Origin of the sequence: Stieleria maiorica (assembly GCF_008035925.1) — a bacterium.
Classification (GTDB): Bacteria; Planctomycetota; Planctomycetia; order Pirellulales; family Pirellulaceae; genus Stieleria; species Stieleria maiorica.
Genome location: NZ_CP036264.1, coordinates 5,808,591 through 5,824,693 on the forward strand (window position 1 = coordinate 5,808,591; position 16,103 = coordinate 5,824,693).

General features: G+C 59.5%; 11 protein-coding genes. 7 read left to right on the top strand and 4 right to left on the bottom strand.

All coding sequences use genetic code 11. From position 1 onward, the window contains the following. The first annotated feature begins 32 nt into the window (after nucleotides 1–32). Nucleotides 33–2,129 carry a hypothetical protein gene (locus Mal15_RS19765; RefSeq protein WP_147869344.1) on the top strand — a complete coding sequence of 699 codons (2,097 nt, stop codon included), beginning with the start codon at nucleotides 33–35 and terminating at the stop codon, nucleotides 2,127–2,129. Between the two features lie 19 nt (nucleotides 2,130–2,148). Then, nucleotides 2,149–3,153: a porphobilinogen synthase gene (gene hemB / locus Mal15_RS19770; protein ID WP_147869345.1), complete on the top strand. Its 1,005-nt coding sequence runs from the start codon at nucleotides 2,149–2,151 to the stop codon at nucleotides 3,151–3,153. 323 nt (nucleotides 3,154–3,476) lie between these two features. Here hemB and Mal15_RS19775 read toward each other — a convergent pair whose 3' ends face one another. After that, complete coding sequence (locus tag Mal15_RS19775; protein WP_147869346.1) at nucleotides 3,477–3,995, bottom strand: GNAT family N-acetyltransferase; 519 nt, start codon at nucleotides 3,993–3,995, stop codon at nucleotides 3,477–3,479. Between the two features lie 199 nt (nucleotides 3,996–4,194). Here Mal15_RS19775 and Mal15_RS19780 point away from each other — a divergent pair, with 199 nt between their 5' ends. From Mal15_RS19780 to Mal15_RS19790, 3 genes are all read left to right on the top strand, one after another. Next, the gene (locus tag Mal15_RS19780) at nucleotides 4,195–7,179 is read left to right on the top strand and encodes a serine/threonine-protein kinase (RefSeq protein ID WP_147869347.1); all 2,985 of its coding nucleotides are present in this window, start codon (nucleotides 4,195–4,197) and stop codon (nucleotides 7,177–7,179) included. A gap of 226 nt (nucleotides 7,180–7,405) precedes the next feature. After that, the gene (locus Mal15_RS19785) at nucleotides 7,406–9,619 is read left to right on the top strand and encodes a TonB-dependent receptor (protein WP_147869348.1); all 2,214 of its coding nucleotides are present in this window, start codon (nucleotides 7,406–7,408) and stop codon (nucleotides 9,617–9,619) included. Nucleotides 9,620–9,787: 168 nt separating this feature from the next. After that, entirely contained in the window at nucleotides 9,788–10,816 is a 1,029-nt protein-coding gene (locus Mal15_RS19790) for a GGDEF domain-containing protein (protein WP_147869349.1), read from the top strand. Between the two features lie 255 nt (nucleotides 10,817–11,071). Here Mal15_RS19790 and Mal15_RS19795 read toward each other — a convergent pair whose 3' ends face one another. Both Mal15_RS19795 and epmA read right to left on the bottom strand, forming a co-directional pair. Next, on the bottom strand, nucleotides 11,072–11,605 hold the full coding sequence (locus Mal15_RS19795) for a hemerythrin domain-containing protein (RefSeq protein WP_147869350.1): 534 nt from the start codon (nucleotides 11,603–11,605) through the stop codon (nucleotides 11,072–11,074). Between the two features lie 139 nt (nucleotides 11,606–11,744). Beyond that, on the bottom strand, nucleotides 11,745–12,704 hold the full coding sequence (gene epmA, locus Mal15_RS19800; RefSeq protein WP_147869351.1) for an EF-P lysine aminoacylase EpmA: 960 nt from the start codon (nucleotides 12,702–12,704) through the stop codon (nucleotides 11,745–11,747). Nucleotides 12,705–12,759: 55 nt separating this feature from the next. Here epmA and Mal15_RS19805 point away from each other — a divergent pair, with 55 nt between their 5' ends. Further along, entirely contained in the window at nucleotides 12,760–13,803 is a 1,044-nt protein-coding gene (locus tag Mal15_RS19805; RefSeq protein ID WP_147869352.1) for a ThiF family adenylyltransferase, read from the top strand. 310 nt (nucleotides 13,804–14,113) lie between these two features. Then, nucleotides 14,114–14,710 (top strand): DinB family protein, encoded by a 597-nt coding sequence (locus Mal15_RS19810; RefSeq protein ID WP_233902903.1) that lies wholly within the window; start codon nucleotides 14,114–14,116, stop codon nucleotides 14,708–14,710. Between the two features lie 411 nt (nucleotides 14,711–15,121). Here Mal15_RS19810 and hisF read toward each other — a convergent pair whose 3' ends face one another. Then, a complete protein-coding gene (gene hisF / locus Mal15_RS19815; RefSeq protein ID WP_147869353.1) occupies nucleotides 15,122–15,889 on the bottom strand; it encodes an imidazole glycerol phosphate synthase subunit HisF in 768 nt (255 codons plus the stop codon). Nucleotides 15,890–16,103: the final 214 nt, after the last annotated feature.

Here is a 16,103-nt window from a genome sequence, read left to right on the forward strand (position 1 = left end):
CGAACCAACGTACCTGCTGACAGGGGAACACCATGGACGCCGATAAACTGAAAGACTTTGCGGTCTACAATTTCGAAAAACTGATCGTTGTGATCGTCGCACTGCTATCCGGCTTCCTGATCTATAGCGGGATGGGACAGCCCATCATCACGGAAAAACACGATCCGGATCGGTTGGCCCAAAGCGCCACCGAAGTCAAACGGCAAGTCGACGACGACCACACCGATGCGATCGTCAACAACCCCGATGCGCCGCGCGAGCCGAAGTTCGATATCGCGATGGAACAACAAAAGTTCCTGCAGCCGATCAAATCCAGTCTCTATCAGCCCGGCCCCTGGGACCTGTCTAAAGCGAGCAAAGAGAAAGTCCGACGCAAGGACCCTGTACTCGCCAAACCCGAGGCCGTTCGCACCACCGGCGTCATCGCCACGTTGGCCTATCGCTCCAAAGACGGCACGTATGCGCTCACCGACCTGGAACCCGCCGACGAATTGGAGGTCGTCGAAGCCAAACCTAAACGCAGTTCCCGACGCAGCCGCCGAAACAACATGGACATGATGATGGGCGGAGACGACATGATGGGCATGGACATGGAAATGGAAATGATGATGGGCGGAGACGACATGATGGGCATGATGGGAATGGAGTCGGCCGGTGCCTCCGGTCCGATCCGAAAACTGGCCGCCGACAAGAACCTCGGCATTACGCCCAAAAAGACTCAGTCACTGATCACCGGTGACGACCAGCCTCCCGTCCCCGGCATCGGTCTGTTTATCGCCGGGACCGCCGTGATCCCACACAAGCAGTTGATCGATGCCTACCAAGAGGCACTCTCCTACGCCGCCGAATACGATCCGATCAAGCGGGATCTACCGCGATACGTTTCCTACCAAGTGCAACGTGCCGACGTCACCAACAAGTCGATCGACCAATTGACCGAGGATGATTGGATCCTACGTGACAGCAACGACATCACCATTCGCAACGCCGCGGTGTATTGGTCAGGGTTTGCCCCCGAGATCGTCCCCGACGATTACCGGATTCCAGGGGTCACGATGTGGATTCCCCCGATCGTGCTGGATCCCTACACCGACATCGCGACCCACCCACTGGTCCCGATGAAGTCCCAGCGGGTGCTGATGGCCGAACAACTGGAAAAGGAGGCCGAAGCGATCAAGGCGAAGGCCAGCCAGACCAATTTGGATGACTTTGAAGTCGACATCGCCGGCGGCCAGACACGATCCTTCGGTGGCGGGATGGATGACATGTACGGAATGGACATGGATATGGGCATGGACATGGGCATGGACGAGGGATACGACATGATGGGCATGGGCGGCGGTATGGGCGGCAGCCGGCCGGCCAACGAAGGCAAACCCGCCGAGGAGAATCCGGTCGATTACAAACTGCTGCGGTTCTACGACTTTGCCTACATCGTCGGTGCCCCCCGCCAAGACAAGAACGCACCGCAGCTGAGACACAGCTATGTCTACCGAGTACGTTTCGCCGTCAACGACCCCAACTTCCCCAAGTCCCCCGAACTGCAACCCAAAAGCAAAAACCTGGATCCCGAAGCCTACAAACGCTATGTCACCCTGTCTGCCGACGCCGCACAGACTCAAAAACGTAATTACAAACGGTGGAGCGATTGGAGCGACCCCAGCGCACCGACCGCGCTGCCGCAAGGTGACCGTGCGGTGTTCGGAAGCGTCAAACCGATCAAACCACGTGTCGTGATGGCCGGCAACCGAAAGATCGAAATCGAATCCGAACCGCCCAAAGCGGAGGTCGTCGCATCCAGCTTTGACCCGAGCTTGGGAGTGTTTGTGCCGACACGCATGGAGGCGACCGAAGGCACCGTGCTGAGCACCGAAGTCGAATCGGCCGACGTCATCGATCCGATCACCCTGGAAGTCAAAAAGACGGGTGCCCCCAAAGTCATCAAATCGTCCGCGACGGTGATCGATGTCGAAGGCGGCGCGCCGCTGGAAATCGTCGATGACGAAACGATCGTCGAACCAGGCATGTTCCTGATGATCGACAGCAACGGTAAGCTGAAAGTCAAGGACGCGACCGAAGAACAACGGTTCTATCGGATCCAAGCGTTCGCCGACGAACGTGGTTTGTAAGGACACGGATTTTCGCAGGATGTATGATTTTTCACGCGGCTCATTCCCGCGAACACGGCCGCGGCGGCAACGCCGCTACGAATGGTCCCGCCGCTTGGTCGCCGAATCCTCGCTCACCCCGAGCGACCTGATCTGGCCCATCTTTGTCCACAGCGACAGCGGTTCCCAGCCGATCCAGTCGCTGCCGGGCGTGGATCGATTGGGAACTGACAAAATCGTCGATGCCGCCAAACGCGCCCGCGACCTCGGGATTCCGGCGATCGCGGTGTTTCCGGCTACACCGGCGGAATTGAAAACCCCCGATGCGGCCGAGGCGACCAATCCGGACAATTTGGTCTGCCGAACGGTGCGACAGATTAAGGCCGCCGTCGGTGATTCGCTGGGCATCATTTGCGACGTCGCCCTGGATCCCTACAGCAGCCACGGGCATGACGGAATCGTCCGCGACGGCGACGTCGTCAATGACGAAACCGTCGACATCCTGGCCAAGCAGGCCGTGGTCCAGGCCGATGCCGGATGCGACATCATCGCGCCGAGCGACATGATGGACGGTCGGGTCGGCGCGATCCGCGACGCGTTGGAATCGGCCGGGCACATCAATGTGCAAATCATGTCCTATGCGGCCAAGTACGCCAGCGCGTTTTACGGACCGTTTCGAGAGGCCGTCGGGTCCAAAGGTAATTTGGCCGGGGCGAGCAAGAAGACTTATCAGCAATCTCCCGAACAAGCCGACGAAGCGTTGCACGAAGTGGCCCTCGATCTGGCCGAAGGCGCCGATTCGGTGATGGTCAAACCCGGCATGCCCTACTTGGACATCGTCAGCAACGTCAAACAAACCTTCGGCGTGCCGACGTTCGTCTACCAGGTCAGCGGCGAATACGCGATGCTGTCGGCCGCCGGACAACTCGGCTGGCTCAATCGTCGCGACGTCGCCATGGAAAGTCTGTTGGGATTCAAACGTGCCGGCGCCGACGGAATCCTCACCTACTTCGCCCCCGAAGCCGCCCAGTGGCTCAGCGAGTAAGTGGGCCAGCCCCCGACCGTCGTGGAAGCCGCCAATCGCTTGTCAATTGATCCACGGTACACTTCTCATGCCAGGGCGACGCTTCTCTCGCGGTACGATGGCCCTTCCGGGCCGTCGCCCGTGGGGCTCAGCGCGACGACCTAGAAAGGACGTCGTACACCCTTCCTCCAAACCTCTCTTCCGCAACCGGCCAGATCATTTGGAATTGTTGCGTTTCGCCTCATTCCCAAGCTGGATGGTCCCTTTAATCGACACACCGCCGCCTGCTTTCGCTGATTTAGCCGACGTGTCTGATCCAGCGTATGACAGGCGTGGTCCCTTGCTCACGCGTCGCTCTGGCATCCACCGGCCAGCTTCTCGATCGCGTCGGTCCCCAAACGCGTGATTCGCCAGTCCGGCAGCACGTCGCCGCCGATGGCCTGGTAGACGTCGATGGCGTTTTGGTTCCAGTCCAGAACCGCCCACTCCATCCGGCCGCACTTTCGCTCCACCGCGATCCCGGCCAGCGTTTGCAACACCTTCTTTCCGATACCTCGGTTGCGAAAAGCCGGTCGGACGTAAATGTCCTCCAGATAGATCCCCGGTTTGCACAGAAACGTCGAGAAGTTTTCAAAGTAGATCGCGTAGCCGACCAGCTGCGGTTCTGACGGATCATCTGCGGCAACCTCTGCCACCAAGGCTTCGGCATGCCGACCGACGAACAGCGCCTGATGCATGTCGTCTTCGCTGGCGGTCAATTGATGCTCCAACTTTTCAAAGATGGCCAACTCGCGAAGCATCGCAAAAATTTCCGGCACGTCCTTGGGACGGGCTTGGCGGACGTGGCAGGGTGCATCGGACATTGCGGATCCAGGGCTCAAACTCGAGTGGGCATTGTGGAATTACCAGAAACGGCGTTCGGACCGCTCGTGGCGGCCTACGTTTACGTATGTCTCCGGAGGATGCAACCGCGGTCCCCCAAACGTCCCTCACAATCCCAACGATCGATTCACACAACTCGATCGACTGTCCAGAACCGACTTGTAGCTGTCCAGAACCGACATGGAAACGATCAACGGCCGCTTCTTGCCCGACGATTCAAATCAGCCCCGAAAACACCAAGACGCCCCGCCGCTTCCGGTCGAACATCCGCCCGCCCCCGCCTCCGAGGACCCACTGGCAACCGTTTGGGGAGCCGGCAAACCAGAACGAGTCGTTGGAACCGCTGACGCAATTCCGGCGGGCGCATTTCCATCGTCGCATCGGGTCCGCGACGCGGACCTGCCGGACGCCGAATGCACACTCGGATCGGAGGCCTCCAGGCGTGCCCCAACGTCCACCCCCGCCGAGGATGCTGTTGTCGCAGACGCACAACACGCGATCAAATCCGATCGCTCTTCGTGCGATTCCGATCGATATGTCGAACTGGGTGAACTGGGACGCGGCGGCTGGGGCATCGTCCAACGCGCGCTTGACCGACAATTACAACGCGAGGTCGCCGTCAAACGCATCAGCAACCCGGGCAAAATCCAGCCGGCCCAACGCGAGCAGTTTCTACACGAAGCGCGGATCACCAGCGGACTTCAGCACCCCGGCGTCGTTCCGGTTCACGAACTGGTCGCCGACGAAACGGGTGAAACCTATTACGTGATGAAGCTGTTGGAAGGCGACACGTTGCGACATCACATCCGCGCCGCACATGCCAAGCGTCCCGACGGACGTTGGGTCAGGCACGAGTTGATCGAAGCGATCACACCACTGTTGCTTCGATTCATTGATGTTTGCAATGCGATGGCCTATGCCCATCGACGCGGCATCATCCACCGCGACCTGAAACCCACCAACGTGATGGCCGGCGCGTTTGGCGAAACGATCGTCGTCGACTGGGGATTGGCCCGCTATGTCGACGACGCGACCGATGAATCGACGGTCCTGGGGGCGGGACCACAGGAGGACCGATCGGGCAGCTATCGTTCCTCCGGACCGCTGGAATCCGAAGGCAGTGTGATCGGGACGCCGACCTACATGGCCCCCGAACAGGCTCGGGGAGAGCTGGCGTCGATGGGCAGCCACAGCGACATCTATTCGCTCGGCGTGATCCTGTACGAAATCATCGCGGGCAGCCACCCGCACAAGGGCATGGACATTAAAACCGTGCTCCGCAGGGCGAGCCGAGGTCAATTCACGCCGCTGCGTCAGATGCAACCCTGTGTGCCCAAACCGCTGGAAGAAATCGTCCACACCGCGATGGCGCCAAACGCCCAGCGACGCTACCGGGATGTCGAATCCTTGGCCGACGACGTGCAACGCTTCATGACGGGCGTTCGAGTGTCTGTTCACGACGAAACGCTGGTCGAACGGACCGTCCGTTGGTGTAGCCGGCATCGCGGGATCGCGTCAACGATCGCCGTTGCCGTGGTGTTGCTGATGATCGTCTCGGTGATCAGCACCCTGGTGATCCGCTCGGCCCACCAGGCCGAACGGCAAGCGAGAATCGAAGCTCGCCAGGCGCACCATGAGTCGCTTGAACGGCTGGTCGACGCACGCGACACCGCCGATACCTGGCTGGTCGATCTGAGTGGTTCCTTGCAATTCCATCCGGCGATGACGCCGCTGCGAAACGAATTGATCGGCCAAGCACTGAATCAGTACCAGCGTTTGATCGAACAGCCGATCGATCCGATCGTCGACCGGCTCAGTGACGACGTCGATGAGGACACGTTCCATACCAACACCCTGGTCTGGCTGGAACGCGTCAAGTGTCACCTGCGTCTGGGAGACCTGTATCGGATGCGTGGACAAGCCGACCAATCTCACCAGCACTTTTCCGTTGCGGAGTCCATCCTCGACGACTTGGGACACGCCATCCATCAGATCTCCCACGTCTCACTGCCTCACTCGGCTGCCTCAACCGAACCTGCCGACGGTTGGTATCGGCACAAACCGACGCTGCACGAACTCATCCATCTGGAACGGATCAACACCACCATCGGTCGTGCGCTCGCGACCGAGCGGCCACCTTCGTTGGCCGACGCGATCGCATCCCGCGAAGAACTGCAACATTGGTTGCCCTGGGAACCGCCCACAGAAACCGATTTGAAACCGTCGACGTTTATCGCCCGAGCAATCTCCGCACGGGTGCGATTGGAACTGGTGATCCAGCGAACCGAGTCCGCCGCATCATCCGCTGGCCCAACGGTAACGCAACGACGCGTGTTCTCGCCCGAACGATACGACAACGCCGCCGACTGGGCTCGCTGGCTGGCCGATCATCGCGGCAACCCCAGCGACATCCAACTGTACGAAACGATCGCGACCGAGCACGCCGACCGCTACAGCCGACTGGGTAGTTATCCCGCGTCGTTTCAAGCCTGGACCCACCTGATCGATCATCTCGACAAACGATTAAAATCCTGCGGCCAGCGATCCGATTGGATGCAATCGCTCGCCCACGCCAAACTTCGTCGCGCCGAAGTGGCCGTCAAGCTTGGCCACAAGGACGAAGCAGCCAGCGACTACGCCAGTTCGATCGAGGACCTGGAACGAACCTGGTTACTGGCTGATGCCGACGAGTTCTTTCGCGTGAACCTTGCAACGGCAGAAAACAATCTGGGTCGTTTGTGGGCCGATGGAAACGAACAGCAACGTCAACAGGCCAAACAACTGTTCGCCCGCTCGATCGCCACCTATCAACAACTGCTCAGTGAATCGGCAACGCCCGACATCCTGCGGCGCCTGGCCCAAACACACACGGCGATGGCCGAAACCATCAGCGCATCGCCCCACCCCGGCGATGGCGATCTGATCGCCGAACAATTGGAACATCTGCAACATGCCGCGCTGGCGTACGAAATCTTGCGTGACCAGGAACTGCTAAACGACATCGACCGACTCCATTGGGCGACAACGCTGGTTGACCGTCGGAACCTCGATCCCGACGCGGTCGATGCGGCGATGATCCGGAGTCTGCTCAGCGAGATCAACGCCGAAGCGTTGAACGAACCCCAACGTGCAAAACTCCGCTCGTTGCGTGCCGGCTACGACTGACCAATGCCCCACACGTCGACAAGACCACCGAATTGCCGTTAGTGTTTTCCGTCAAATCCTGGTTCCGCACCGGCCCCCTCGCCCGAATCGAGACGATTCCCCGCTAACGTCCCTCGCCAATTCAACACCGCGCCATCATTCCGATCGCGAGGGACGACACGATCTGCAACGGGAAAGGATACCCATGGGCTTGGACACCACAACCAGAATTGCTGCCTGCTGGGCCATGTTTTTCGCTTTGGCGGCACCGGCCGGCGCACAACAGCCGACGCCGGCCCCTTCGTCCGATGTCACGCTACAAGCCGCCCGATCACGCGACGCGACGGAAAACCCTCAACCGTCACTGAAACCGGACGAACGATTGGCGAAACTGTTCGGCGATGTCAATCAAGTCAATGACCTGCCAGAAACCCGTCGCAATCGAGCCCACAGTCCGGCCGCCGATGCGGTGTTCTCGGCCGAAGCCACCGGTCGGCGCACCAGCGACATCGGACATTTGGTCGAACGATCCAAAGCCGCCCACGGTGTCGCGATCCAGCACCGCACGCCGATCGTCAGCGACACGCGGGTTCGCGGACAACGCGTCGGCCAGGTCCTGGCGTCGGGATCGTACTGGGCACCGGCTCGGATGGACCTGGACACGATGATGAGCAAGATCGACTCGCGGCTGATCGACAACCTGATCTTGATCAAAGGCCCGTATGCGGCCAAGTACGGGCCCGGATTTCGGTTCGTCGATCTGGATTTTGTCAAAGCCCCTCGCTATCAGGGCGGTTTTCAAACGCATGGCAGCACCAGCGCGACGTACAACAGCAACGGCCAGCAGTGGTATGGCCGCCAGTCGTTCAACGGCGGCAGCGACCGCTACGGATTCTTCGTCAGCTACGGGCATGCGACCGGCAACGACTATGAAACCGGCGAATCGGATTTCTTCATGCCCTCCAGTTACAAATCTCGCGACATCTTCCTGGCCTTTGGCGTGGACCTGTCCCCGACACAGTCGTTGGAATTCAATGTGTTGCGGTTGGACCAGACCGACGTGGAGTTTCCCGGGCTGGTCTATGACTTGAATTTCCTGGTCACCGACGGTTACGAAGTGACGTACACCAACACGGCCCCCGGGTTTGCCGACCGGTTCCGAGCCGAGGTTTGGTACAACCGCACGCGGTTCGAAGGCGACACGTTGCGGCCCGGAAAGGACCGTCAGATCCCCGAGTTGCGTTTCAGCTTGGAATCGACCAGCGGCTTTGACGGCTTTGCGGTGACCGACGGAGACGGATTGTCGGGCGGCTATCGGCTGGAAAGCACCTACTTGACCGGAAGCGGTGAAGTCGCCGTCGGCACCGATTTGATCATCCTGAACCAGCAGCTCAACGACATCGAACCGGTGGCACCGCCGTCGGACAATAACTTTCCCATCCCCCGCAGCCATTCGATCGACGTCGGTTTTTACGTCGAAGACGTCGAGCAAATCAACGGCTGCTGGACGATGACCGCCGGTGCCCGTGTCGATGGCGTGTTCGCCGATTCTGATGACATCGTCGATGGCGTTCCGGTCCCGATCTCGCTGCTCAAGGACGCAGAGCTGGACCAAGATTTTTTGCTCGGCTCGGCGTACCTGACGTCCAATTACCGCTTCTCGCCGGGATGGTCGTTGAACACCGGGATCGGCACCGCACACCGGAACCCGACCTTGACCGAAATGTATGTCGAATCGTCATTCATCGGATCGTTGCAACGGGGGCTGACGTTTCTGCAGGGCGATCCGGAACTGGAAAGCGAAAAGATCCTGCAAGTCGACGCTGGATTGCAGTACGAAGATGCGACGACTCAATTGGGCGTTCAAACCTACTACAGTTGGATTCACGATTACATCACGTACGACCTGATCGATCCGGCGGGAACGATCGACGGTTTCCAACAAGGCGCCTACTTCGTCAATACCGATCTGGCGTCGATCGCCGGGGCGGAGTTCTATGCCCAGCATGCCGCTCGAAATTGGTTGACCGTGTTCGGGATCACCAGCTACACCGAAGGTCGCGATTTGTCACGCAATGCCCCGGCGCGACTATCATTTTTGCCCGACCGTAGCGATCTGGAGGGTGTCGATCACGAACCGCTGCCGGGCATCCATCCGCTCGAAGCCCGCCTCGGCTTCTTGCTGCATGATCCCTGTCCCGGCGAGCGCTGGGGGATCGAGTTTTCCGCCCGCGTGGTCGACAACCAGGATCGTGTCGCTGAATCGCTGGATGAAGAACCGACGCCGGGATTCACCACCTATGACGTTCGCGGTTATCGCTGGATCGGCCCCGTCTTGCTGACCGGCGGCGTGGAAAACCTGACCAACAAGTTCTACCAGGAACACATCGATTATCGCAGCGGACTGGGCGTCTTTCGGCCTGGCATCAGCGGCTATTTCGGTTCCGAGTGGCGATATTGATTGATACAATCCAGATCGGCGGAATAACCGCTTTGTGGGCCCGCATTCGCCGACCAAGCCGCCACGGGCGACACAATCGGATCAGGCGGGTTGTGAATTGTGACCCATCTTTGTGAGCCCGATTGACAGACGCCAAAGCGTCCCGACCGACCTCGATGAACTGACACGATGCCAGCTGCAACGACCCCCGACCCTCTCAAAGGCGACACCAACCCGGATGGACTGCTCGGTTCGACCAAGGATAGCGCAGCCGGTTCGGCCAATGAAGCGCCCATTGACACGCCGGTGCATCTGGAACCGGAAGCCACGCTGCAACGTTCGCCCGATCCTTCGCTCAGTCATCGCAATGACCAATCCTGTTTGGTCCAAATCTACCCTCCCGATGTCGTCGACGGGATGTTGTTGATCGAAAAAGACGAATTGATGATCGGCCGCGAATCCGGTTCCGACCTGTTGCTCCGAGATACCAGTGTGTCGCGACAACACGCCGTGATCCGGCGCACCGAGTCAGGTTTTGAACTCGAAGATTTAGACAGCACCAACGGCACGTTCGTCGGCGGACACCAAGTCAAACGCGCGTGCTTGAATTCCGGCGACACGATTCGTTTCGGCAGTTTTCTGTTCAAGTTTCTCTCCGCCGGCAGCGTGGAATCACAGTACCACGAAACGGTCTATTCGGCACTGACGCGTGATGCGTTGACCGGGACGATGAACAAACGCTACCTGCTAGAAACCCTCAATCGCTCGATCGCCGCCGCGATCCGCCAGCAGCAACCGCTGACCGTCGTGATGCTGGATATCGATCATTTCAAAAGCGTCAACGATAACTATGGACACTTGGTCGGCGACGAGGTGTTGCGTGAATTCGGAAAACGCGTCTCCACGGCATGCCGCGAAGACGATTTATTGGCCCGCTATGGCGGCGAGGAGTTCTGCATGCTGCTCTCGGCCACCGCGGCCGAAGAAGCATCCGAGGTCGCCGAACGGTGCCGCATGGCGGTCTGTGAACATCCCTTTCAGACCGCCGCCGGACCGCTCGACATCACCGCCAGCTTCGGGTTTGCGGTCCTGAACCACCGACACAACGAACATCAACACAGCGACACCGGGTTGGAATTGATCCGACGCGCCGACGAGCAGCTCTATCAGGCAAAACGCGAGGGCCGCAATCGCGTTTGCGGCCAGAGTGCCAGCTAGTTTGTGCAGGCTTTCCCGGGTCGAGCTGGACAGCGCCGCTTTGCGCAAGTAACACCGTCAATCGCCGGCCGAAGGTAGCTACCTTCGCCAGAAGGTGGACCCCCAGGGTTTTCCACGCTCTGGCGAGCGTAGCTACGCCAAAGTCACCCTGAGGCTCCGACTCGCGGATCACTCAGGTCGCGTGGCGGAGCCACACCTGCCTCGCGTTCCAAGGCGGGAGCCTTGGAACGAGGGCATCCCCGACCACGACGTCCATCAATCGCCGACGCCCAGATCGTCGTCAACACTTTCCAGAATCAACTTCAACTCGGACTCTTCGTGGTTTTCAAAGCTCTTTTTAAACGCTTTGAAACGACGCATCAGCTTGGTCACGTGTTCGGCCGCCTCGCTGTTCAATTCCAAGATCCCATCGGCCAGATCGCGGATCTGTGAATAAAGCGACGAGTGTTGCGATCGCAGCGATTCGGCCGTCAAACTCAGATGCGGTGCGATATCTACGGCATCATCAAAGTAACCGTAAGCCTCTTCAAGCGAAAAATGGATCGCCAACTGGTCTCTCAGTTCCGCCAGCGAGGCGATCAGTTCTGGCCAATGATTTTTGACGGTCTCGGGATGCGAAAACATCGGAACCAGGCGATCCCAGAGCGATTTCAACTGACGGTTGTCGTCTTTAATCTCCCTCAGAAAAGCCGCATTGACGGTCAAACGACCGGCCGGTTTGCTGGCTAAGCCTTCTCCTGATGATTTCCCAGCGGCCCGCTGGTTACTTGGCGCAAGCGCGTCAGACATCGGTGTGATCCTTTGGTTTTGAGGCTGCCACTATTGTAACCACCATTTCCAGTCGGCGTAGCTTTTCAAGGCCGTTTTGGTCGATCTTGGCTCTCCGGATGGCCCGCCACAGACGGGTAGGCGCGATTGCCCAAACTAGTCATGCACGGGAGATCGTGAACGGCATCACCTCCTCAATACTCTCGGCACCGACCTTCAACATCAACAACCGATCGATCCCCAGCGCCACCCCGCTACATGGCGGCAAACCCGCGCGCATCGCGGCGACCAACGTCGTCTCGATCTCCAGACGCTCGCGCCCCGATGCCACCCGTTTATGATTGTTTTCCCGATAACGCTCCAGCAGGGTCTCGGCGTCCAGCAATTCATCGTAGCCGTTGGCCACTTCGATCCCGCGAACATACAGTTCGAACCGGGCGGCACACTGACGGTCCTGCGCCGATGGTTTTGCCAGTGCTGCTTGCGAGAGAGGGTAATCGGTCAACAGCACCGGACGTTGCTGGCCCAGGGTCGGCGCGATCCGCGCGGACAAGAGACCGTCCAACAATTGATCTCGGTCATCGCCAACCGTCGCGGCCATCGACGCATCGATCCGACCAACCAAATCGCGCAGATCATCGATCGCAACCTCGATCGGATCGATCCCGAGTTGCTGGCGAAAGACGTCGCGGTAGGGGATCGAATCGTAGCCGTCGGCATCAAGGATCGTGGCGGCGAACTGACCGGTCAGTCGCATCGCGGATTCGATGTCCCCCCCCACTTCATACCATTCCAACATCGTGAATTCGATGTTGTGCCATTGCCCGGCTTCGCCGCCACGAAACACCGGACCGACGCTATAGATCGACGGTGCACCGCTGGCCAACATCCGCTTCATCGCGGACTCGGGAGACGTTTGCAAATAAAACCGTTCGGGCAGCCGCGGATCCGAAACGCCCAGCGCACTCGAATCAAGGGTCAACGGATCAAGGTAGGCGTCGACCACACAGTCGCGCGACAGGCACGGCGGTTGTGTTTCCAAAAATCCATGGTGATCAAAAAAACGACGCGTCTGGCGAAGCAACTCGGCACGCGCGGCGAGATGGTTTACATTGGCCATGACGGCTCCCTGATTCGTCTCAACTTCACGTTCGCCCTTTCCAATCACTCGTTTCGTGAATCCATCGTCTTCAGATCGCTACGCACGCCAACGCCAGTTCGCCCCGATCGGCGCCCAAGGTCAACAACGGATCGAACAAGCCGAGGTGGCCGTCTTGGGTTGCGGCGCGCTGGGAACGGTCGCCGCAGAACTGCTCTGTCGCGCCGGCGTCGGTCAAATTCGAATCGTTGACCGCGATGTTGTCGAGTGGACGAATTTGCAACGCCAATCGCTGTTCGACAGCGAGGACGCCCGCCAGGGGGCCAGCAAGGCCGAAGCCGCCTGTCGTCGATTGCGACAGATCAACGACCAAGTAAAACTCACGCCGATCGTGACCGACGTCCATGCGGGCAACATCGAATCCGTGTTGGACGGCGCTCAACTGGTGATCGATGCCACCGACAATTTCGGGATTCGATTTCTGTTGAATGATTGGGCGCTCGCCACGGGCACCGCGTGGGTGCACGGCGGATGTGTCGGGGCGGCCGGACAGGTGCGGCTGTTCGATGGCAACGATCGTCCTTGTTTCCGTTGTTTGATCCCCCAACTGCCACCAGCCGGCGCGGTCGACACCTGTGACACCGCCGGAGTCATCGGTCCGGCGACTCACCTGATCGCCAGCCTGCAATCGGCCGAAGCGATCAAGTGGATCTCGGGTAATCGCGATGCCGTTTCAAAATCAGTGTTTTCAATCGACTTGTGGAACAATCGCGTCCGCCACGTCACGCTCGATCCGGCCATCGCCCCCGACTGCATCGCCTGTGTCGGCCGCGAGTTCGACTTTTTGCGCGGCGATGCACTTCAAAGCAGCGAGGGTGCGTTGTGTGGTCGCGACGCCGTGCAACTGAATCCGCAAAACGACAGCGTACGAATCGATCTGACGGAAATGGCGCGGCGTTGGGAATCGATCGGCGCCGTCCAGTCGACGCGTTTCTTCACCCGATTGCAGATCGACGACACCACACAGTTGACCTTGTTTCGTGACGGACGCGTCGTCGTCGACGGGACCGATGACGTGGCCCGGGCACGATCGCTGTTCGATCGTTTCGTCGGCAATTAGTATTCCGCCGCAGCGCAGTTTTCGATTTGGCTGGAAAGTCGCCGTCCTCTCCGAGGTCGGCGCGGAGCAAAGCTCCGCTTTTTCGCGCGCCGAGTTCGGAGAACACGGCGACTGTCCGAACGCATCAGCTACCCGACGATCAAGCTGGGGCGGAATTCTAGCAAGGGGCGAGGCGAATCCACTCGCTAGCGTTTCGCGCCTCGTATTGTCCTGTTCTTTCATAGAAGACGATTAAATCAACAGGCTGCTCGCGCTGACGCCAGCCGGCCGGCCGATGTCAAACGATTATCAGCCGTTTGGCGCGAGCCCGATGCCGCCAACACGTCGGCACACCGGCGGCGGCCCCAACCGCTATAAAGACATTCTCGTCGCCTTGGACGACTTCTTCCTTCACCCTCATCAATCAGATTCAACCATGCACGGAAAAGACGCGATTCGCCAAACGTATGACTTCAGCCGTTTGGTCCTCTCTTCGTACGTCAGCGACCTCAGCGACGAAGAACTTTTGACACGGCCGGCCAAGGGGTGCAACCACGTCGCTTGGCAGCTGGGCCATTTGATCGCCTCCGAGTGCGGCCTGCTCAATTCAGTCGCCCCGGGATTTGCAGTCGAGTTGCCCGAGGGCTTTGCGGAGAAACACTCCAAAGAAAACAAGTCGAGCGACGATCCAGCAGACTTTACGAGCAAAGACGAGTACTTGGGTTACTTCGCGAAGCTGAAGGAGGCGGCGTTCAAAGCGTTGGATGCCCAATCGGACGAAGACTTGGCCAAACCCGCCCCCGAGCATCTGCGCCAGATCTGTCCCAACGTCGGCGGTGTTTTCATCCTGATCGCCACGCACCCGATGATGCACGCCGGCCAATTCGTACCCGTCCGAAGAAACCTGAAAAAACCCGTGCTGATTTGATCGGGGGCGTTGTACCGAATCCCACGGACGACAGCCAGGAAGGGCCATCGTGTTCCAGTGGCTCCGCCTGGGCTGCGCGAAATCTGGATTCTGAGGTGATTCAGAATTCAAGCGAAATCACTCTGCGGTGGATGGTCGACTCACCGCAGCCATCGGGCGTCGATACACGAGTGACATCAGCCGATTCGCGGAAGCGTTCGGGCCCCAGCGTCTAAGCCAGCGTCGATTGAGGCCGTAGGCTGGCGCCAAACGGCTAATCCCAACAGGGCTTCGCCTTGTTCCCGGGCTCCGCCTGTGGATACACGCGGTGCATGTGGCGGGAGCCACACCTGCATTGCGTTCCAAGGCGGAGCCTTGGAACGAGACGGCACAGAGTCTCACGGGTTGCCGGGGGTGTCCGACACGTTGCGTCTACAGTCGCACCGGGATGCCGGCGTCGCGCATGACTTGCTTGGTTTCCGCGATCGTGTATTGGCCGAAGTGAAAGATGCTGGCCGCCAGCGCGGCACTGGCTTTGCCACGCAAAATGGCATCGGCCAAGTGGGACGGATTTCCGGCCCCGCCGCTGGCGACCACGGGGATCGACACGGCTTGGCTGACCGCGGCGGTGACGGGCAAATCGTATCCGTCACAGGTTCCGTCGGCGTCCATACTGGTCAACACGATCTCGCCGGCGCCCAGGTCCTGGACGGTTTTCGCCCAGGCGACGGCTTCCAAACCCGTCGGTTTCCGGCCGCCGTTGATGTGGACTTCCCAAAACTCCTGACCGTCTTTGATCACCCGCTTGGGGTCGATGTTGACGACGATGCATTGGCTGCCGAATCGATCGGCCGCCTTGCGAACAAACTCGGGGTCTTTGCAGGCGGCGGAGTTGATGGACACCTTGTCGCAGCCCGCGTTCAGCAGGTCTCGGACGTCTTCGATCGTCCGCACGCCGCCACCGACGGTCAGCGGCATGAAAACGCAGTCGGCGGTGCGGCGAACCACATCCAGGATGATGTCGCGTTCTTCGTGGCTGGCGGTGATGTCCAAAAAAACCAGCTCGTCGGCCCCTTCGGCCTCATAACGGCTGGCGACCTGTACCGGATCCCCCGCGTCACGCAGATTGACGAAATTCGTTCCTTTGACGACGCGTCCACCATGCACGTCCAGGCAGGGGATCACTCGGGCAGCTAACATCGATCGGACTGGGATTAAATGGGGCAAGAGCAGGAAGACACGGGCCAGATCGACGTGTTATAGGACAATCTGCGGTCCGCTCGAAGGGCGGCGCGAAAATCCAATAGGCACAAAGCTTTAGGCGTCCGGTTGACCTTCGCTGCCGCCGAATTTAATTTGCCACATCGGTTTTGAGGTTCGCGTCAAAACCACGTGTTCACCCGTCGCACCTCCC

What these genes read in the sequence shown, in the direction of transcription:
- hemB (WP_147869345.1), top strand. Translation starts at nt 2,149, where the DNA reads ATGTATGATTTTTCACGCGGCTCATTCCCGCGAACACGGCCGCGGCGG.
- Mal15_RS19795 (WP_147869350.1), bottom strand. Translation starts at nt 11,605, where the DNA reads ATGTCTGACGCGCTTGCGCCAAGTAACCAGCGGGCCGCTGGGAAATCA.
- epmA (WP_147869351.1), bottom strand. Translation starts at nt 12,704, where the DNA reads ATGGCCAATGTAAACCATCTCGCCGCGCGTGCCGAGTTGCTTCGCCAG.
- Mal15_RS19785 (WP_147869348.1), top strand. Translation starts at nt 7,406, where the DNA reads ATGTTTTTCGCTTTGGCGGCACCGGCCGGCGCACAACAGCCGACGCCG.
- Mal15_RS19780 (WP_147869347.1), top strand. Translation starts at nt 4,195, where the DNA reads ATGGAAACGATCAACGGCCGCTTCTTGCCCGACGATTCAAATCAGCCC.
- Mal15_RS19790 (WP_147869349.1), top strand. Translation starts at nt 9,788, where the DNA reads ATGCCAGCTGCAACGACCCCCGACCCTCTCAAAGGCGACACCAACCCG.
- Mal15_RS19775 (WP_147869346.1), bottom strand. Translation starts at nt 3,995, where the DNA reads ATGTCCGATGCACCCTGCCACGTCCGCCAAGCCCGTCCCAAGGACGTG.
- Mal15_RS19810 (WP_233902903.1), top strand. Translation starts at nt 14,114, where the DNA reads ATGCCGCCAACACGTCGGCACACCGGCGGCGGCCCCAACCGCTATAAA.
- hisF (WP_147869353.1), bottom strand. Translation starts at nt 15,889, where the DNA reads ATGTTAGCTGCCCGAGTGATCCCCTGCCTGGACGTGCATGGTGGACGC.
- Mal15_RS19765 (WP_147869344.1), top strand. Translation starts at nt 33, where the DNA reads ATGGACGCCGATAAACTGAAAGACTTTGCGGTCTACAATTTCGAAAAA.